This is a genomic window from Atlantibacter sp. RC6 (assembly GCF_014193285.1).
Classification (GTDB): domain Bacteria; phylum Pseudomonadota; class Gammaproteobacteria; order Enterobacterales; family Enterobacteriaceae; genus Atlantibacter.
This window is the reverse complement of the sequence record NZ_JACHZE010000008.1, coordinates 106073-126807: the sequence shown is the minus strand read 5'-3', so window position 1 is coordinate 126807 and position 20735 is coordinate 106073. Positions and strand designations below refer to the sequence as shown.

Annotated in this window: 11 protein-coding genes; 8 read left to right on the top strand and 3 right to left on the bottom strand. The window is 60.6% G+C overall.

The features are described 5' to 3' along the window. Window positions 1–4 precede the first annotated feature (4 nt). Together nirB and FHW74_RS17190 are read left to right on the top strand one after the other, a co-directional pair. Window positions 5–4072, top strand: a complete 4068-nt coding sequence (gene nirB, locus FHW74_RS17195) for a nitrite reductase large subunit NirB (RefSeq protein WP_183171586.1) — start codon at window positions 5–7, stop codon at window positions 4070–4072. Further along, window positions 4069–6669 (top strand): nitrate reductase, encoded by a 2601-nt coding sequence (locus tag FHW74_RS17190; RefSeq protein WP_183171585.1) that lies wholly within the window; start codon window positions 4069–4071, stop codon window positions 6667–6669. The genes nirB and FHW74_RS17190 overlap by 4 nt, the downstream gene beginning before the upstream one ends. Here FHW74_RS17190 and FHW74_RS17185 read toward each other — a convergent pair. Then, the gene (locus FHW74_RS17185) at window positions 6646–7197 is read right to left on the bottom strand and encodes a YbhB/YbcL family Raf kinase inhibitor-like protein (RefSeq protein ID WP_183171584.1); all 552 of its coding nucleotides are present in this window, start codon (window positions 7195–7197) and stop codon (window positions 6646–6648) included. The two genes, FHW74_RS17190 and FHW74_RS17185, sit on opposite strands and share 24 nt — an antisense overlap. Before the next feature lie 154 nt (window positions 7198–7351). On the opposite strand from FHW74_RS17185, the gene FHW74_RS17180 reads away from it, so the two are divergent. Beyond that, window positions 7352–8755: a YchO/YchP family invasin gene (locus FHW74_RS17180; protein ID WP_183171649.1), complete on the top strand. Its 1404-nt coding sequence runs from the start codon at window positions 7352–7354 to the stop codon at window positions 8753–8755. Here the strand turns inward: FHW74_RS17180 and narL are convergent, their stop codons facing one another. Beyond that, on the bottom strand, window positions 8756–9406 hold the full coding sequence (narL, locus tag FHW74_RS17175) for a two-component system response regulator NarL (protein ID WP_125295406.1): 651 nt from the start codon (window positions 9404–9406) through the stop codon (window positions 8756–8758). Continuing rightward, window positions 9399–11195, bottom strand: coding sequence for a nitrate/nitrite two-component system sensor histidine kinase NarX (gene narX / locus FHW74_RS17170; RefSeq protein WP_183171583.1), 1797 nt, complete (start codon window positions 11193–11195; stop codon window positions 9399–9401). Before narX ends, narL begins: the two co-directional genes overlap by 8 nt. Before the next feature lie 319 nt (window positions 11196–11514). Between narX and FHW74_RS17165 the strand changes: the two genes are divergently transcribed. The 5 genes from FHW74_RS17165 to narI all read left to right on the top strand — a co-directional run bounded on the left by FHW74_RS17165 (window position 11515) and on the right by narI (window position 20710). After that, window positions 11515–12903 carry a NarK family nitrate/nitrite MFS transporter gene (locus FHW74_RS17165; protein WP_183171582.1) on the top strand — a complete coding sequence of 463 codons (1389 nt, stop codon included), beginning with the start codon at window positions 11515–11517 and terminating at the stop codon, window positions 12901–12903. A gap of 1144 nt (window positions 12904–14047) precedes the next feature. Continuing rightward, the gene (locus tag FHW74_RS17160; RefSeq protein ID WP_183171581.1) at window positions 14048–17794 is read left to right on the top strand and encodes a nitrate reductase subunit alpha; all 3747 of its coding nucleotides are present in this window, start codon (window positions 14048–14050) and stop codon (window positions 17792–17794) included. Beyond that, window positions 17791–19326: a nitrate reductase subunit beta gene (gene narH / locus FHW74_RS17155; RefSeq protein WP_183171580.1), complete on the top strand. Its 1536-nt coding sequence runs from the start codon at window positions 17791–17793 to the stop codon at window positions 19324–19326. The genes FHW74_RS17160 and narH overlap by 4 nt, the downstream gene beginning before the upstream one ends. Continuing rightward, entirely contained in the window at window positions 19323–20033 is a 711-nt protein-coding gene (gene narJ / locus FHW74_RS17150; protein WP_183171579.1) for a nitrate reductase molybdenum cofactor assembly chaperone, read from the top strand. Before narH ends, narJ begins: the two co-directional genes overlap by 4 nt. Further along, window positions 20033–20710, top strand: a complete 678-nt coding sequence (gene narI / locus FHW74_RS17145; protein WP_161659843.1) for a respiratory nitrate reductase subunit gamma — start codon at window positions 20033–20035, stop codon at window positions 20708–20710. Before narJ ends, narI begins: the two co-directional genes overlap by 1 nt. The last annotated feature ends 25 nt before the right edge of the window (window positions 20711–20735 follow it).

The following is a 20735-nucleotide window of genomic DNA, read 5'->3' as shown; positions in this document are numbered from 1 at the left end:
CCCGATGACGACGCATCTGGTGATTATCGGCAACGGCATGGCGGCAGTTCGGCTGGTGGAGCAACTGCTGCAACTGGCCCCAACGCGCTATGCCATTACGCTTATCGGCGAGGAGCCGGGCGTGGCCTATAACCGCATCCTGCTGTCGCCGGTGCTCGGCGGGGAAAAAAGCGCCGCCGATACCACGCTGCACCCGCTGGCGTGGTATCAGGCTCACGGCGTCAGCGTGCTGAGCAATGAAAAAGTGTTGGCGGTGGATGTTGAGCAACGCACCGTCACCACCCCGCGCCAGCAATTGCACTGGGATGAGCTGGTGTTCGCCACCGGCTCTGTGCCGTTTATCCCGCCGATTAACGGTCATCAGCAACCGCACGTTCACGCGTTTCGCACCCAGGGCGATGTGGAGGCGATTTTGCGCCATAACGGCCCGGCGGTGGTGCTCGGCGGCGGGCTGCTGGGTGTGGAAGCCGCTGCGGCGCTGGCACAGCGCGGCATCCCGGTGACGCTGGTGCATCTGGCCGCGCGGCTGATGGAGCAGCAACTGGACCCACAGGCGGCGCGCCTGCTGGCGGACCGGCTGGAGGCGCGCGGCATCCGCTGTGTGCTGGGCCAGACGCTGACCGATATCGGCGAGCAGCATGTCACACTGAGCAACGGCGATGCGCTCCCGGCTTCACGCGTGATTATCGCCACTGGCGTAAAGCCGAATAGCCAACTTGCCAGCGCGGCGGGCGTGCCGTGCAACCGGGGAATTCTGGTGGATGGGCAACTGCGAACCGCGCTGCCGGGCATCAGCGCCATCGGCGAATGCTGTGAATTCAACGGGGCGCTGTGGGGATTAGTGGCCCCTTGTCTGGCCCAGGCGGACGTGCTGGCGGCCCGGCTCGCGGGCCAGCCGCAGGACGATTTTCACTACCAGCCGCGCGGCACGCGCTTAAAAGTCACCGGCATCGATCTGTTCAGCGCCGGGGATATCAATCCCACAGCCTCGTGCCAGATCCTCACCAGTTTTGACCCGCTGAGCGGCCACTACCGTCGGCTGCTGCTGCGCGACGGCAAACTCTCCGCGCTGCTCATGATGGGCGATACCGACGCCGCGCCGCGTCTGATGAACCAGTTCCAGCAGCCCGTAGCGCCCCACGCCGGGCTGCTTTTCGATATTGATCAACCGCAGCCGCTGGCTGCAGGAAGCGATGAAATGAGCAAAGCAACGTTAGTGGTCATCGGCCACGGTATGGTCGGCCACCATTTCCTGGAACAGTGCGTCAACGCCGGGCTGCATCAGCAGTACCACATCATTGTGTTTGGCGAGGAGCGCCACGCCGCCTATGACCGGGTGCATCTGTCGGAGTATTTCGCCGGACGCAGCGCCGAATCGCTTTCCATGGTGGCAGACGAGTTCTTTGCCGCCAGCGGCATCGAATTGCGCACCGGCTGCAAAATTGTCGATATCGACCGCGAGCGCCAGGTGGTGCGCGATGCCGAAGGCCGCGAAACCTGCTGGGATCGGCTGGTATTGGCTACCGGCTCCTGGCCGTTTGTGCCGCCGGTACCGGGCCATCAGCTGCCGGGCTGTTTTGTTTACCGCACCCTGGATGACCTGGACGCCATCCGCGAGCGGGCGAAAACCGCTACGCGCGGCGTGGTGATCGGCGGCGGGCTGCTGGGCCTTGAAGCCGCCAACGCCCTGAAACAGCTCGGGCTGGAGACGCACGTGGTGGAGTTCGCGCCGAATCTGATGGCGGTGCAGCTCGACGCACCCGGCGCGGCGATGCTGCGCGAGAAAATCAGCGCCCTCGGCGTCAGCGTACATACCAGTAAATCCACCCAAACGATCTGCGCCACGGAAACTGGCCTGGCGCTGCATTTTGCCGATGAGCAGAGCCTGGAAACCGATCTGGTGGTGTTTTCCGCCGGCATCCGCCCACAAGATGCCCTGGCGCGCCAGGCGGGGCTGGAACTGGGGGAACGCGGCGGCATTGTGATTGATGACCGCTGCCTGACCAGCGATCCGCGCATCAGCGCCATCGGTGAATGCGCGCTGTGGCAGGGCAAAATCTTCGGGCTGGTTGCTCCAGGCTATCAGATGGCGCGAGTCGCGGCGGCGTATCTGAATGGCGAAAGCGCACAATTTAGCGGCGCGGATATGAGCACCAAACTCAAGCTGCTCGGCGTGGAAGTGGCCTCGTTCGGCGATGCCCACGGCGCGACGCCGGGGGCGCAGAGCTATCAGTGGACCAACGGCCCGGCGCAGACCTATAAGAAAATTGTCGTCAGCGCGGATAACAAACGCCTGCTCGGCGGCGTGCTGGTGGGCGACAGCAGCGACTACGCCACGCTATTGCAAATGATGCTTAACGGCATGGCGCTGCCCGCCCAGCCGGAAACCCTGATCCTGCCCGCCAGTTCACCGGGCGCCGTGAAGGGGCTCGGGGTGGCGGCACTGCCCGACAGCGCGCAAATCTGCTCCTGCCATAACGTCAGCAAAGCCCAGATTTGCCAGGCGGTCAGCGATGGCGCCACCAGCCTCGACGCCCTGAAAACCTGCACCAAAGCCGCCACCGGCTGCGGCGGCTGTAGCGCGCTGGTCAAGCAGGTACTGGATTATCAGCTGGAACAGCAGGGCGTGGAGGTCAAAAAAGATATCTGCGAACACTTCGCGTACTCGCGCCAGGAGATCTATCACCTGGTGCGCGTTAACCATATCCGCAGCTTTAACCAGCTGCTTAGCCGCTACGGGCGCGGTCACGGCTGTGAAATCTGCAAACCGCTGGTGGGGTCGGTGCTGGCGTCGTGCTGGAATGAATATCTGCTCAAGCCCGGTCATTTGCCGTTACAGGACACCAACGACCGCTATTTCGCCAATATCCAGAAAGACGGCACCTATTCGATTGTGCCGCGTATGCCCGCCGGAGAAGTGACGCCGGATGGGCTGATCGCCATCGGCCAGATCGCCAAACGCTATAACCTGTACAGCAAGGTCACCGGCGGCCAGCGTATCGACCTGTTTGGCGCGCGGCTGGAGCAGTTGCCGCCGATCTGGCGCGAGCTGGTGGAGGCGGGGTTTGAAACCGGCCACGCCTACGGTAAATCCCTGCGCACCGTGAAATCCTGCGTTGGCTCCACCTGGTGCCGTTACGGCGTGCAGGACTCCACCGGGCTGGCGGTCGAGCTGGAGCACCGTTACAAGGGACTGCGCGCGCCGCACAAAATCAAGATGGCGGTCTCCGGCTGCACCCGGGAATGCGCCGAAGCCCAGGGCAAAGACGTGGGCGTGATCGCCACTGAAAAAGGCTGGAACCTGTACCTGTGCGGCAACGGCGGGATGAAACCGCGCCACGCCGATCTGTTCGCCAGCGATCTGGATACCGCCACACTGCTGCGCACCGTGGATCGTTTTCTGATGTTCTATATCCGCACCGCCGACCGGCTCCAGCGCACCAGCACGTGGATGGACAATCTGGAGGGAGGGCTGGACTACCTTCAGGAGGTGATACTGCACGACAGCCTCGGCATTTGCGACGAGCTGGAGCGCGAAATGGCCCAGGTGATTGAGAGCTACCAGTGCGAATGGCAAACCACGCTCAACAGCCCGGACCGACTGGCGCTGTTTAAAAGCTTCGTTAACAGCGATACCCCGGACGAAGCGGTACAGCGCCAGATCCTGCGCGATCAGCCGCAGCTGGTGAGTGTGGCGCAACACCCCCAGGATGCGCCAACGTCGCGTCTGTGGCAGGAAGTGTGCCGCCTCGATGAGATCCCGGCGGAAGCGGGCATTGGCGCGCGGCTGGGCAACATGCAAATCGCGCTGTTCCGCTTTAATGACGCGGTGTACGCGCTGGATAACCGCGAGCCGAACAGCGACGCCAACGTGTTATCACGCGGATTGCTGGGCGATGTGGCCGGGGAGCCGGTGGTGATTTCACCGCTCTACAAACAGAAAATTCGCCTGCGCGACGGCTGCTTCCAGGGCAGTAGCCAGCAGGCGGTACGCGCCTGGCCGGTGAAAATCGAGGCCGATAAAGTGTGGGTCAGCAGCCAGGCGCTGATCCTGCGCGCGGAGGCGTCATGACCGTGAAAACCACCTGCCCATACTGCGGGGTTGGCTGCGGCGTGGTGGTGACTCAAAACCCGAACGGCAGCGTCAGCGTAGCGGGGGATCCGGAGCATCCGGCAAACCTTGGGCGACTGTGCGTAAAAGGCGCGGCGCTGGGTGAAACCCTGGATTTAGCCGGGCGGCTGCTGGAGCCGGAAGTCGGCGGGCAAACCGCCTCCTGGGATCAGGCGCTGGATGCCGCCGCCGGACAGCTGGCGGAAATTATTCACCAGCATGGCCCGCAGGCGGTGGCGTTCTACGCCTCGGGCCAACTGCTGACTGAGGATTATTACGCTGCCAACAAGCTGATGAAGGGCTTTATCGGCAGCGCCAATATCGATACCAACTCCCGGCTGTGCATGTCGTCGGCGGTAGTGGGCTACAAGCGCGCGTTCGGCGCGGATGCGGTGCCGGGCAATTACCAGGATATTGAAACCAGCGATCTGGTGGTACTGGTGGGATCAAACGCCGCCTGGGCGCATCCGGTGCTGTATCAGCGGCTGGCGGCGGCAAAAGCGCGGCGTCCTGCCATGAAAGTGGTGGTGATCGACCCGCGCAGAACCGCTACCTGCGATATCGCCGACCTGCATCTGGCGCTGAAGCCTGGCACCGACGCCGGACTGTTCAACGGGCTGCTGAATCTGCTGGCGGGGCAGATCCCGGCGGATACTTTCGACGGGCAACAGTCGGCGCTGGACGCGGCGGCAGCGTGGACGCTGGAACAAAGCGCGGCGTTTTGCTCGCTGCCGCGTGATGACCTGGCGCGCTTTTACGACTGGTTTATCAGCGCCGATCGCGCCGTGACGCTGTACACCATGGGTATCAACCAGTCATCCAGCGGCAGCGACAAGTGTAATGCGATCATTAACGTCCACCTGGCGAGCGGGAAATTTGGCCGTGAAGGCTGCGGCCCGTTTTCGCTGACCGGGCAGCCAAATGCCATGGGCGGGCGCGAAGTGGGCGGGCTGGCTAATCAACTGGCCTGCCATATGGGGTTTAACCCGCAGGATATCGCCCGGCTGGGGCGCTTCTGGGGCAGCGAGCGTATCGCCGAAACGCCGGGCCTGATGGCGGTGGAGCTGTTTGAGGCGATTTATCGCGGCGAGGTGAAAGCGGTGTGGATTATGGGCACTAACCCGGCGGTGTCGCTGCCCGACAGTGACCGGGTGCGCGAGGCGCTGCGCCGCTGCCCGCTGGTGATCGTCTCTGAAGTCTCCACGCACAGCGATACCCTGGCGTTTGCCGATATCCGTTTTCCGGCTCAGGCGTGGGGCGAGAAAAACGGCACCGTCACCAACTCGGAGCGGCGGATCTCGCGCCAGCGGGCGTTTTTGCCCGCGCCGGGCAATACCCGCCCGGACTGGTGGATGGTCGCCCGGGTGGCGCAGCGCCTCGGGTTTAGCGAGGCGTTTAGCTGGCAGCATCCGGCAGAGATCTTTAGCGAACACGCCAGACTCTCGGGATATGAAAATAACGGCAGCCGGGCCTTTGATATTAGCGCCCTGGCGTCGCTGACTGTCGAACAGTGGGACAATTTAGCGCCCATCCAGTGGCCGGTAACCGCCGCCGCGCCACACGGCACCGCGCGATTACTGGAAACGGGGCAGGGCTGGCATCCTGCGGGGCGATTACAGCTTGTTGCGGTGAATCCGCAAAATGCCCAAGCGCAAACCAGCGTTCACTATCCGCTGCTGCTCAATACCGGGCGGATCCGCGACCAGTGGCACACCATGACCCGCACCGGCGTAGTACCGCGCCTGATGCAGCATCAGCCGTTGCCATGGGTGCTGATCCATCCTGATGACGCGGCGCCACTGAATATTAGCGAGCAGACGCTGGTGCGGCTCTCCTCGCCGCGCAGCTGGGCGCTGGGCTATGCCCGCATCACCGCCGAACAGCGCCCCGGCGAGCTGTTTATGCCGATGCACTGGAACAATCATTTCGCCAGCCAGAGCCGGGTCAACGCGCTGGTGGCGTCAGTGGTGGATCCTCACTCGGGGCAGCCGGAAAGCAAGCAGACGGCGGTGCGTGTTCAACGGGTAAATGCGCCGTGGCAGGGCTCGTTATTTAGCCGATGCGCGCTGGAGATACCGGGTTCGATGATGTGGTGGCGGCAGGCCGCGGGCTGGAAACTGGCGGCAAACACCCGGGACATCGGCTGGATTGAAAGCCTGGCCGGGCGCCAGGGCTGGCAGTTGCAGTATGCGCAGGGCGATACGTTCATTCATCTGCTGGCCTGGCAGGGCGCGACGCTCCAGCTGGCGCTGTATCTTAGTCGGCATGAAATCGCGCTGGATGAGCAAACCATTGTCGCCAGCTTTGACGCGCCGATCATCGATCCGGCGCGCCGTCATCAACTGCTGGCGGGCGGTGGCGCGCAGCAAACGCCGCGCGGGCGCACGGTATGCAGCTGTATGGGCGTGAGCGAAACCGCGATTTGCGCGGCTATCGCGGCGGGATGCGCCACGCCTGCCGCGCTCGGCAAGCAGTTAGGCTGCGGCACCCAGTGCGGTTCCTGCGTGCCGGAACTGCGGGCGCTGATCGCGTCATCACTGACCAAAGCGGCCCACTAATCCGGTGGCGGCCAGCGCATGGCCTTTCAGCGCGGCCAGCAGTTCGTCTTTGGTCATACCCGCTTTGAGATTCGGATCAAGATCGGTGGCGATCAAGGTAAAGGTGTAGTGGTGCGCCCCGGTGCCGGGCGGCGGGCAGGGGCCGTACCAGGTGGTGGTGCCGGGGCTGTTTTTCCCGCCGGTAAAGCCTTCCTCTTTTACCAGCGCATTGGCGGCAAAGCCGGTAGTGGAAGAGGGAATGTTATAGGCCACCAGATGAGTAACGCCCAGGCCTTTTGCGCCCTCGGGGTCATGCATTATCAGCGCATAGCTTTTGGTGTCGGTGGGCGCATGGCTCCAGACCAGCGCCGGAGAGGCGTTTTCACCGGTGCAGTTGGGGTTGTCTTTGGCGTTGCCGGCGAATTTTTTTTGCATCAGCGCGTTATCGGCGAAATCCGGCGACTGGAGGATAAACAGACTGTCGGCATAAGCGACGGGCATTGCTAACCCTGACAGCAAACAGAATGCTGAAAACAGTGACTTTTTCATCGGGGGATCTCACACGGGAAGATGCATTAAGCGTAGCGCAGGCGCGGGGAAAGCGTTTGAGGAAAATCTGGAAATGACCCCCGCTGCGCCCAAAAATGCCAGGGTTAACCGATTGGTGGTTCAGCCAGGCGCAAAGCCTGGCTATCATTACCCGATGGCGTTGTATAAATCACTCTTCACCCCTCTGCTTTTCAGCTTCCTGGTTACCGGAGGCGCGCAGGCCGTTCAGGGCCGCTATACCCAGCAAGCCGCTAATCCGTTCGATAATAATCAGGATAATCTGCCGGATCTCGGCATGACGCCCACCGGCAACAGCAGCGAGAAACATCTCGCCGAGCTGGCGAAATCCTTCGGCGAGGCCAGCCAGACTGATAACGGGCTGGGGATCAGCGAACAGGCGCGCGCTTACGCCTTTGACCAGTTCCGGGAAGCCATTAGCGAACGGGTGGCGCGCGAGGCGCAATCGCTGCTTTCGCCGTGGGGGCAGGCGGAAGTGGATTTACAGGTCAACGACCAGGGGGAGTTCACCGGCACGCGCGGTTCGCTGTTTACGCCGCTTATCGACCGCGACGCCGGGCTGACCTGGAGCCAGCTGGGATTAACGCAACAGAGCGAAGGGCTCACCGGCAATGCGGGCCTTGGCCAGCGCTGGCGCACCGGCGACTGGTTACTGGGTTATAACACCTTCTACGACACCCGCTTTGACGACCATTTACAGCGCGCCAGTTTAGGCGCGGAAGCCTGGGGCGAGAATCTGCGCTTTTCCGCCAATTACTATCAGCCGCTCGGTAGCTGGCGCGACAGCAGCGCGGTGCAGGCCCAGCGCTTCGCCCAGGGTTACGATCTTACCGCCCAGGCGAGATTGCCGTTTTACCGGCACATCAATACCCGCGTCAGTTTTGAACGCTACTTTGGCGATCGGGTGGATCTGTTTGATAACGGCACCGGCTATCACGATCCGCTGGCGGTGAATGTGGGGGTGAGCTATACGCCGGTGCCGCTGGTGACTATCGACGCCCAGCACAAGCAGGGAGAGAGCGGGGTGAGCCAGAATAACCTTGGCCTGAAACTCAATTACCGCTTCGGGGTGCCGCTCAGCAAACAGTTGTCCGCCAGCGAAGTCGCCAATGCCACCTCGCTGCGCGGCAGCCGCTACGATGGCGCAGTGCGCAATACGCTACCGGTAGTGGAATACCGCCAGCGAAAAACCCTGTCGGTGTATCTGGCGACGCCGCCCTGGACCGTCAGCCCCGGCGAAACCGTGGCGTTAAAACTCCAGGTGCGCAGCGTGCACGGTATCAAACGGCTAACCTGGCAGGGCGACACTCAGGCGCTGAGCCTGACCGCGCCGCCTGATGAAAACAGCATCGACGGCTGGACGATTATAATGCCCGCCTGGAACAGCCAACCCGACGCCGAAAACCGCTGGCAGCTGGCGGTTATGGTGGAGGACAACAAAGGGCAGCGCGTCACCTCGAACCTGATTACTCTGCAACTCTCGCCGCCGGTGGCGCTCAATGACGACAGTCGCGCGTACCCGCTGCTGCCGGACGAGTAATCAGAAAATACGTTCCTGATGCACCCACACCGCCGCTTCGACGCGGGATTTGAGCTTCATTTTCTTCAGCAGGTGCTTCACATGCACTTTCACGGTGCTTTCAGTGATATCGAGCCGGCGGGCGATCATTTTATTCGGCAGGCCCTGGGCGATATGTTTGAGGATATCGCGCTCGCGCGGGGTCAACTGGGTAACGTCGCGATCGGACGTGGCGCGATTGGCGCGTAGGCTGGCGGCCAGCACTGGGGTGAGGGCTTCGCTTAACACCATTTCCCCGGCGGCGGCCTGGTGCAGCGCTTTGAGCAGTTCCTCAGGCTCCATATCTTTGAGCAGATAACCGTCCGCGCCGCGCTTGAGCGCCGTCACCACGTCCTCTTCATGGTTGGAAACGCTAAACACCACCACCCGGCCAGAGAGCGCTTTTTCACGCAGGCGATCGAGGGTTTCCAGACCGTTCATACCGGGCATATTGAGATCGAGCAGAATCAGATCGGGATCGAGAGATTCCGCCATTTCGATACCCTGCTCGCCGCTCCCGGCTTCGCCGACGACGGTGATGTCCGTCGCCATGCTGATCAGCTGTTTTACGCCGGTACGTAGCATCGGATGATCGTCAATTAACAGAATCGTTGCCGGTTCCTGATTACTCATGGACTTCTCCTCGGGCAGATAATTGGGGCGTATCGGGGATAAAGGTCACCACTACTTCGGTGCCTCCGGTTTCCCGCCGCCGGACCTGACAGTCACCGCGCAGGCTTTGGGCGCGGTCACGCATAATAATTAAACCATAGTGGTTAGTACGTTCGGCGTGTTCCGGCACGCCGCAGCCGTTATCGGCAATGACCAGCCTGACCTGATTATCGTTCAGGGTGACGGTAACGCTAATTTCGCTCGCGCCCGCGTGCTTGTGCGCGTTGCTCAAGGCTTCACGGGCGATCTGGACCAGGTGAATGGCCTGATGGGCCGGGACCCGACGCGGCGGTAAATGATAGTTCAGCGCCACCGGGAAGCCCAGCCGGGCGCTGAATTCCTGGCAACTGGCTTCCAGCGCCGGGCGCAGCCCCGGCTCGGTCAGTTGCAGGCGGAAGGTGGTGAGCAGCTCGCGCAATTGCCGCCAGGAGCTGTTCAGCTCGTTGCGGATTTGCGCCAACAGCGACTGGCTCTGCTCCGGCAGGTTGTCGCCCTGCATTTGCAGGCAACTGACCTGCATCTTCATACATGACAGGGACTGGGCGATGGAGTCATGCAGCTCCCGAGCGATGGCGGCGCGCTCTTCCATCACGATCAACTGCTGCTGGCGATCCTGCTGGCGCTCCAGCGCCAGCGATGAGGTGATTTGTTCCACCAGGGTGTCGATAAGGTGCTGCTGGTCCTGATTGAGCGGCGAATTTTCTGGCAGCCGCGCCAACAGCAGGCCGTAGCGGGTCAGGCCATCCGCCAGACGCCATTGCAGGGTGGCGTCGCTGAGCTCGCCTTTGACGCGTTCGCGCGGGCACAAAGTGCAGCCTTTTTCATCGCAGCGTTGGTCCGGCTGCCAGGCAAACTCCTGATAATTGTCGTCATCGCCGGTTTCGTAGATGCGCAGCTCAATATCGCGCAGCGGAGTCAACTGTTGCAGGCGCGCCAGCACCGGGGCTAAGCGTTCGCACAGCGGCAGCGGGCTGTGCATCCGGCGGCCCGCGTTCCATAAGAAGGTGAGGATCTGATTTTTGTACTCCAGCCCGGCGGTTTTCTCTTTGACCCGCGCTTCCAGCCCGGCGTAGCTTTCCGCCAGTTCGTCACTCATGCTGTTCAGCGCGCGGCCGAGGGTCGCCATTTCATCGCGACCGCTCGCCGCCACACGATGGGAAAAGTTGCGCTGGCCGATTGCCGTCGCCATCACCATCAGCTGCCGCCACGGGCGCAGTAGCCGCTTGCGCAGCCAGATCACCGCCAGCAGCAGCAGCAGGGTGGTGAGGATCGCCATGGTCCAGTGCACCATAATCACCCGGCTGATGCGTTGTTCGGTGGTGCGGTCAAATCCGCTGACCAGCGCGTCTATCTGGCTGACGAACTGCGCCACGGCGGGTTTCACCTCGTCGCTGGTACTGGCATCCAGCAGTGCCGGCGCCAGCTGGTCGCGCCAGTAGCCGTGCAGGGCGTCGAGGCGTTGAACTTCACCGTCGCGCTGGGCGATCTGGCGCAGCTCCGGGTCCCAGGCGGTCTGCTCCATTTCCCGCATCAGGGCGTTGTCATCGCTGTTCAGCGGCACCGCGGCCAGCAGGCGATAGCTCTGCATACGCAGCGAGCCGGCCTTGTTGATGGCATGCGCGCTGCCCTGGATCCCCTGAATCAGCCAGGCCGATACCGCCATGCCCGCTAATCCCAACAGGGCAAGCATCAATACCACCAGCGCAAGCTGGTTGGCGAGGGTAAGCGGGGCGCACAGGCGTTTTATCATGGCGTTCAGTTTCCTGACGGGTCGCACAAACAGAGGCAAGGTAAGTAAGCCGTTATTCTCAAACATAGTATGGAGTATACCCATACCAATAAGGGGGTACTCCTTTATTGCCGGTGGGTAGGGCTTTCGAAAGCCGGACCGATTTACCCGGCGCACTGGAGTGAAAAACCACAGTTTTTTTAGTCATCCCTGCTACTCCCTAAGGATAACAGGGGATTTTGACGCGCCAAACCGTCCGCTTATCCATTGATTTACATCAACTTACGCGTAACGCGAACGCCTAAGGTGGCGACAGTTATTTCACGTTTCTGAGGTTTCTATGAGCCAATCCTCCGTTCCGGCTTCGACATCAGGTCCGCTAATTACCGACTGGCGTCCTGAAGATGCCGCCTTCTGGCAACAGCATGGCCAGCATATCGCGCGTCGTAATTTGTGGATTTCTGTTCCCTGCCTGCTGCTGGCGTTTTGCGTCTGGATGATTTTTAGCGCTGTGGCGGTCAATCTGAACAAAGTGGGTTTTAATTTCTCGACCGATCAGCTGTTTATGCTGACCGCACTGCCGTCGGTTTCCGGGGCGCTGCTGCGGGTGCCTTACGCGTTTATGGTGCCGCTGTTCGGCGGACGGCGCTGGACCGCGCTCAGCACTGGTATTCTGATTATCCCCTGTCTGTGGTTAGGGTTTGCGGTGCAGGACAGCGCCACGCCGTTCAGCACGTTTATCATTATTTCTCTGCTGTGCGGTTTCGCCGGCGCTAACTTTGCCTCCAGTATGGCGAACATCAGCTTTTTCTTTCCCAAGCAGAAGCAGGGCGGCGCGCTGGGCATTAACGGCGGTTTTGGCAACCTTGGCGTCAGCGTGATGCAGTTGCTGGCCCCGCTGGCGATTTCGCTGTCGATTTTTGCCTTTTTTGGCGGCAGTGGTGTGGTTCAGCCGGACGGCTCGACGTTGTATCTGGAAAACGCCGCCTGGATTTGGGTGCCGCTGCTGGCGATTTTCACGATTGCCGCCTGGTTTGGCATGAACGATCTGGCCACGTCGAAAGCGTCGCTGCGCGCCCAGTTGCCGGTGCTCAAGCGCGCGCACCTGTGGATCATGAGCTTCCTGTATCTGGCCACTTTCGGCTCGTTTATCGGTTTCTCCGCCGGGTTTGCGATGCTGACTAAAACCCAGTTCCCGCAGGTGAATATTCTGCACTTCGCCTTCTTTGGGCCGCTGATTGGCGCGCTGGCGCGTTCGGCGGGCGGGGCGCTGTCCGATAAGCTCGGCGGTATTCGGGTGACGCTGGTGAATTTTATCCTGATGGCGATCTTCAGCGCCCTGCTGTTTACCACTTTGCCGACGGCGGGTCAGGGCGGTAGCTTTATCGCCTTCTTCGCCATTTTCCTGATGCTGTTTTTAACCGCCGGTCTGGGCAGTGGCTCCACTTTCCAGATGATTTCGGTGATTTTCCGCAAGCTGACCATGGACCGCGTGAAAGCGGCGGGCGGCAGCGAAGAGCAGGCGATGCGCGAATCGGCGACCGACACAGCGGCGGCGCTGGGCTTTATCTCAGCGATTGGCGCGATTGGCGGGTTCTTTATCCCGAAAGCGTTCGGCACCTCGCTGGAGCTGACCGGCTCCCCGGCGGAAGCCATGAAAGTGTTTCTGGTGTTTTATATTGTTTGTGTGGTGGTGACGTGGCTGGTGTATGGCCGAAAAGCTGCCTGAAAATAGCGGGTTAAATGGTTGTGTTATCCTTTGCGCGGCTTGGTCCGCGCTTTTTTTTGTGCCGCTGGGGGCGGGGGGATTGTTCTGTTCGTGGAAATTGTTCTGTTAGGTGGAATTGTTCCGTTCGCCTGGGCTCTCGAGTCAGTCTCTGGCGCCAGTGTACGCGAACGTGCCAGGGGGGCTCGCCGCCGCCCCCCTGGCGACCCCGGCTCCCCCGAGCGAAATCGCCGCTTCGCGGTGCCCTCAGCTTATCGCGTCCGGCTTCGGGTCGGGCGCGATGCTACATCCTGTAGCTCGCACCCTCTGGCGGCATCCATGCCGCCAGCCCCGGCCTCCCGCGAACGCTTCGGCGATTTCGATGGGGAGTGAAAACCCCCGCGATACGTTCAGGTTTTCATTGCAACCAATGTGTTGCTAACAGTTTTTAAAATAAAACTCGCAGCGACAAAGGCTGCTCAGTAAAAAATAAAAAACTTAAAGTTAGGGGTGTTGAGTCCGGCATCAAAATCGCCGAGGCGCAATTGACGAGCCAGGTCAGCCCCGCAGGGATGCGGGGCTGAGGTCGGGAAAGGCAGGATGCCGTATCCCGACCGACCTGAAGCGAGGAGATGGAGCCGAGGGAACCGCGCAGCGGCGATTTTGCTGGCCGGGAGCGGGGATTGCAAAGGGGGATGCGGAATCCCCCTTTGCCCGTTCGCGTGCAACGGAGTCACGTTGAACCACAAACGCCTGGCGAACGGAACCATTCCACCGGACAAAGCGAACGGAACAATTCCACTGAACACCCCGAACGGAACCCTTCCACCGGACAAAGCGAACGGAACCCTTCCCCACCTTTGAACCCCGTCACATTAAAATCCCTTTAGTTTCACTCCCCCTTTCCTCTACCCCCAAATACCCCATTACGCTGAATCATCCCCCCTAAAAACCCCCCTTAACCAAAAATACCCAACATTTACAGCAAGTTAAAAAACAAACTCCCCTGCCACTTTGGTGGTATCCCCATAGTTTTGACATTTTTCAAAGGGTTACGGGGTTGATCGGAGTCAATTCCGCGCGAAAACCGGGGAGTAACCTTGCCGTAAATTCTTGCAATGTCGATTTAGCAGAAGAGCCTACAGGCTCCTTACAGGAGAACCCCCCGATGAGCAAATTTCTGGATCGGTTTCGCTACTTCAAGCAGAAGGGCGACACCTTTGCCGATGGGCACGGACAGATTCTGGATACCAACCGGGACTGGGAAGACGGTTACCGCCAGCGCTGGCAGCATGACAAAGTCGTACGCTCCACGCACGGCGTAAACTGCACCGGCTCATGTAGCTGGAAGATTTACGTCAAAAACGGTCTGGTGACCTGGGAAACCCAACAGACCGACTACCCGCGCACCCGTCCCGATATGCCGAATCATGAACCGCGCGGCTGCCCTCGCGGCGCGAGTTACTCCTGGTATCTGTACAGCGCTAACCGCCTGAAATACCCGATGATGCGTAAGCGCCTGATGAAACTGTGGCGCGAAGCCAAAGCGCAACACAGCGATCCGGTGGAAGCCTGGGCATCGATCATGTCCGACAGCGACAAAGCCAAAAGCTACAAGCAGGCGCGTGGTCGCGGTGGGTTTGTGCGCTCTTCCTGGCAGGAAGTGAATGAGCTGATTGCCGCCTCCAACGTCTGGACCGCCAAAATCTATGGCCCGGACCGTATCGCAGGCTTCTCGCCAATTCCGGCGATGTCGATGGTTTCTTACGCGTCCGGCGCGCGCTACCTGTCGCTGATCGGCGGCACCTGCCTGAGCTTTTACGACTGGTACTGCGACCTGCCGCCTGCGTCGCCGATGACCTGGGGCGAGCAGACCGATGTGCCGGAATCCGCCGACTGGTACAACTCCAGCTACATCATCGCCTGGGGTTCTAACGTCCCGCAGACCCGTACCCCGGATGCCCACTTCTTTACCGAAGTGCGCTACAAAGGCACCAAAACCGTGGCCGTCACGCCGGACTATGCGGAAATCGCCAAGCTGTGCGACCAGTGGTTAGCGCCAAAACAGGGCACCGACAGCGCCATGGCGCTGGCGATGGGCCACGTTATGCTGCGCGAATTCCATCTGGAGCGCCCGAGCCAGTACTTCACCGATTATGTGCGCCGCTACACCGATATGCCGATGCTGGTGATGCTGGAGCAGCGCGACGGGTTCTATGCCGCAGGCCGTATGCTGCGCGCCTCCGACCTGGTGGACGGTCTGGGCCAGCAAAACAACCCGGAATGGAAAACTGTCGCCATTGATAACCAGAACGGCGAGATGATTGCGCCGAACGGCTCAATTGGCTACCGCTGGGGCGAGAAGGGCAAATGGAACCTCGAACAGCGTGATGGCACTAGCGGCGAAGAGTCTGAACTGCGCCTGTCGCTGCTCGGCAGCCATGACGAGATCGCCGACGTTGGCTTCCCGTACTTTGGCGGCGCAGAGAGCGAACACTTTAACAGCGTCCAGCTGGATAATGTGCTGATGCACAAACTGCCGGTAAAACGCGTGCAACTGGCAGACGGCAGCAGCGCGCTGGTGACCACCGTTTACGATTTAACCCTTGCCAACTATGGCCTGGATCGCGGTCTGGGTGATGCCAACTGCGCCAGCAGCTATGACGACGTGAAAGCCTACAGCCCGGCCTGGGCGGAAGCGATCACCGGCGTGTCCCGCAGCCATATCATTCGTATCGCCCGCGAGTTCGCCGATAACGCCGATAAAACCCACGGTCGCTCAATGATCATCGTCGGCGCCGGTCTGAACCACTGGTATCACATGGACATGAACTACCGCGGCCTGATCAATATGCTGATCTTCTGCGGCTGCGTCGGCCAAAGCGGCGGCGGCTGGGCCCACTATGTCGGCCAGGAAAAACTGCGTCCGCAGACCGGCTGGCAGCCGCTGGCGTTTGGCCTCGACTGGCAGCGCCCGGCGCGTCATATGAACAGCACCTCGTTCTTCTACAACCATTCCAGCCAGTGGCGCTATGAAACCCTTGGCGCGCAAGAATTGCTGTCGCCGCTGGCGGATAAATCCCGCTACACCGGCCATCTGCTGGACTTTAACGTGCGCGCCGAGCGTATGGGCTGGCTGCCGTCCGCGCCGCAGTTGGGCACTAACCCGCTACGCATTAAAGCCGCCGCCGACGCCGCAGGCATGAACCCGGTGGATTACACCGTGCAGGCGCTTAAATCCGGCGAAATCCATTTTGCGGCGGAACAGCCGGAAAACGGCAAAAACCACCCGCGCAATCTGTTCGTCTGGCGCTCTAACCTGCTGGGCTCCTCCGGTAAGGGCCATGAGTACATGCTCAAGTATCTGTTGGGCACCGATCACGGCATCCAGGGCGCGGATCTGGGCCAGCAGGGCGGCGTGAAGCCGGAAGAGGTGGAATGGCAGGATAACGGCCTCGACGGCAAACTGGACCTGGTGGTGACGCTGGACTTCCGTCTGTCGAGCACCTGCCTGTACTCCGATATCGTGCTGCCGACCGCCACCTGGTACGAGAAAGACGATATGAATACCTCGGACATGCATCCGTTTATTCATCCGCTTTCCGCCGCCGTGGACCCGGCCTGGGAATCAAAAAGCGACTGGGAAATTTATAAAGCCATCGCGAAGAAATTCTCCGAGCTGTGCGTCGGCCATCTGGGTAAAGAAACCGATGTGGTCACTCTGCCGATCCAACATGACAGCGCCGCCGAACTGGCGCAGCCGCTGGACGTTAAGGACTGGAAAAAAGGCGAGTGCGATCTGATCCCAGGCAAAACCGCGCCGCACATTATGGTGGTGGAGCGTGACTACCCGGCGACGTATGAACGCTTTACCTCTATCGGCCCGCTGATGGAAAAAATCGGCAACGGCGGCAAGGGCATCGCCTGGAATACCCAGAGCGAAATGGATCTGCTGCGTAAGCTGAATTACACCAAAGCGGATGGTCCGGCCAAAGGTCAGCCGATGCTCAATACCGCTATCGACGCGGCGGAGATGATCCTCACCCTGGCCCCGGAAACCAACGGCCATGTGGCGGTGAAAGCCTGGGCGGCGCTCAGCGAATTCACCGGGCGCGATCATACCCATCTGGCGACCAATAAAGAGGAAGAGAAAATTCGCTTCCGCGATATTCAGGCTCAGCCGCGCAAAATCATCTCCAGCCCGACCTGGTCTGGCCTTGAAGATGAGCATGTCTCCTATAACGCCGGTTACACCAACGTTCACGAGCTGATCCCGTGGCGTACCCTGTCGGGCCGCCAGCAGTTGTATCAGGATCACCCGTGGATGCGCGATTTCGGTGAAAGCCTGCTGGTGTACCGTCCGCCGATCGACACCCGTTCGGTGAAAGCGGTGATGGGCAGTAAATCCAACGGCAACCCGGAGAAAGCGCTCAACTTCCTGACGCCGCACCAGAAGTGGGGGATCCACTCCACTTACAGCGACAACCTGCTGATGCTGACCCTGTCGCGCGGCGGCCCGATTGTCTGGATGAGCGAAATCGACGCTAAAGAGCTGGGCATCGCGGATAACGACTGGATCGAAGTGTTTAACGCCAACGGCGCGTTAACCGCCCGCGCGGTGGTGAGCCAGCGCGTCCCGCAAGGGATGACCATGATGTATCACGCCCAGGAGCGCATCGTGAACCTGCCGGGCTCTGAAGTGACCGGGCAGCGCGGCGGTATCCACAACTCCGTAACGCGTATCAGCCCAAAACCGACCCATATGATCGGCGGCTATGCGCAACTGGCTTACGGCTTTAACTACTACGGCACCGTAGGCTCTAACCGCGATGAGTTTGTGGTGGTGCGTAAGATGAAAAATATCGACTGGTTAGATGGCGAAGGGTGTGACCAGGTACAGGAGAGCGTAAAATGAAAATCCGTTCACAAGTCGGCATGGTGCTGAATCTCGACAAATGCATCGGTTGCCACACCTGCTCCGTGACCTGTAAAAACGTGTGGACCAGCCGTGAAGGCATGGAGTATGCCTGGTTCAACAACGTGGAAACCAAACCGGGCGTCGGCTTCCCCAATGACTGGGAAAACCAGCAGAAATGGAAGGGCGGCTGGATCCGTAAAATTAACGGCAAACTGCAACCGCGCATGGGCAACCGTGCCATGCTGCTGGGTAAAATCTTCGCCAACCCGCATCTGCCGGGCATCGATGATTACTACGAGCCGTTTGATTTCGACTATCAGCATCTGCATACCGCCAAAGAAGGCAAACATCAGCCGATCGCTCGCCCGCGCTCGCTGATCACCGGCCAGCGGATGAACAAAATCGAAACCGGCCCGAACTGGGAAGAGATCCTCGGCGGCGAGTTTGAAAAACGCGCCAAAGATAAGAACTTCGAAAACATGCAGAAGGCGATGTATGGCCAGTTCGAAAACACCTTCATGATGTATTTGCCGCGCCTGTGCGAGCACTGCCTGAACCCGGCGTGTGTGGCGACCTGCCCGAGCGGCGCGATTTACAAGCGTGAAGAAGACGGCATCGTGCTGATCGACCAGGACAAGTGCCGCGGCTGGCGGATGTGCATCACTGGCTGCCCGTACAAAAAAATCTATTTCAACTGGAAGAGCGGCAAATCAGAGAAGTGCATTTTCTGCTATCCGCGTATCGAAGCGGGGATGCCGACGGTGTGTTCCGAAACCTGCGTGGGCCGTATCCGCTACCTCGGCGTGCTGCTGTATGACGCAGACGCCATTGAAAACGCGGCCAGCACCGAGCACGAAACCGATCTGTATCAGCGTCAACTGGACGTGTTCCTTGACCCGAACGATCCGCAGGTGATCGAGCAGGCGCTGAAAGACGGCGTACCGCAGAGCGTGATCGACGCGGCGCAGCAGTCTCCGGTATGGAAGATGGCGATGGACTGGAAGCTGGCGCTGCCGCTGCATCCGGAATACCGCACTCTGCCGATGGTCTGGTACGTGCCGCCGTTATCGCCGATCCAGTCCGCCGCCGATGCGGGCGAGCTGCCGCACACCGGTATTTTGCCGGACGTGGAAAGCCTGCGTATCCCGGTTCAGTATCTGGCGAACATCCTGACCGCGGGCGACACCGCGCCGGTGCTGCGCGCCCTGAAACGCATGATGGCGATGCGCCATTACAAGCGTGCGGAAACCGTGGATGGCGTGAACGATACCCGCGCGCTGGAAGAGGTCGGGTTAAGCGAAGCCCAGGCGCAGGAGATGTACCGCTATCTGGCGATCGCCAACTACGAAGACCGCTTTGTGATCCCCACCAGCCACCGCGAGCTGGCGAGCAACGCCTTCCCGGAAAGCAAAGGCTGCGGCTTTAGCTTCGGCGACGGCTGCCACGGTTCGGACAGCAAAGCCAACCTGTTTAACAGCCGTCGTATCGACGCGGTGGATGTAACGGTGAAATCGGAGTCACGCCCATGATGGAACTCAAACTGATTTCCCGGTTGCTGGAGTACCCGGATCACGCGCTGTGGGAGTATCAGCGCGAGATGTTTGATGCCATGACCGAGCTTGAGCATCTCAGCAAAGCGCAGGCCCATGAGCTGGGCCTGTTCCTGCGCGATTTGCTGTCCCAGGATCGTCTGGACGTGCAGTCACGCTACAGCGAGCTGTTCGATCGGGGCCGCGCCACGTCGCTGCTGCTGTTCGAACACGTGCACGGCGAGTCGCGGGATCGCGGCCAGGCGATGGTGGATTTGATGGGCCAGTACCAGCGTGCCGGGCTGTTTATCGACAGCCGCGAGCTGCCGGATCATCTGCCGCTGTATCTGGAGTATCTGGCGCAGTTGCCTGACAGCGAAGCAGTAGGCGGATTGCAGGACGTGGCGCCGATTCTGGCGCTGCTCAGCGCCCGTCTGAAACAGCGCGAAAGCCGTTACGCGGTGCTGTTCGATCTGCTGCTCAGTATCGCCAACAGTCAGGTCGACGCCGAAAAAGTGCAGCGCCAGCTCGCCGACGAAGTGCGTGACGATACGCCTGCGGCGCTGGACGCGGTATGGGAAGAAGAGCAGGTAAAATTCTTCGCCGATCAGGGCTGCGGCGACTCCGCCATCGCCTCCCATCAACGCCGGTTTGCGGGCGCGGTCGCCCCGCAGTATTTGAATATCACCCCAGGAGGACAGCAATAATGGAGTTCCTGAATAGGCTTCTCTTCGATATCTATCCTTATATCGCCGGCACCGTGTTTTTAGTGGGCAGCTGGTTGCGCTACGACTACGGCCAGTACAGCTGGCGCGCAGGCTCCAGCCAGATGCTGGATCGCAAGGGGATGAATCTGGCATCTAACCTGTTCCACTTTGGCATTCTGGGCATTTTCGTCGGCCACTTTTTCGGGATGCTGACGCCGCACTGGATGTACGAGTCGTTCCTGCCAATGGACGTGAAGCAGAAGATGGCGATGATCATGGGCGGCGCAAGCGGCGTGATGACACTGGTGGGCGGGCTGCTGTTGCTTAAGCGCCGCCTGTTTAACCCGCGTATCCGCGCCACTTCCACCACGGCGGACATCCTGATCCTGTCGCTGCTGATGCTGCAATGCGCGCTGGGGCTGTTAACCATTCCGTTCTCGGCGCAGCATATGGACGGCAGCGAGATGCTGAAGCTGGTGGGTTGGGCGCAGTCTGTGGTCACCTTCCACGGCGGCGCGTCTGAACACCTGGATGGCGTGGGTTTTGTGTTCCGCCTGCACCTGGTGCTGGGGATGACGCTGTTTGTGCTGTTCCCGTTCACCCGTCTGGTGCATATCTGGAGCGCGCCGGTGGAATATCTGACGCGTAAATACCAGGTGGTCAGAGCGCGCCGCTAAGCCTTCTTGAAAGCCACACCGTTCA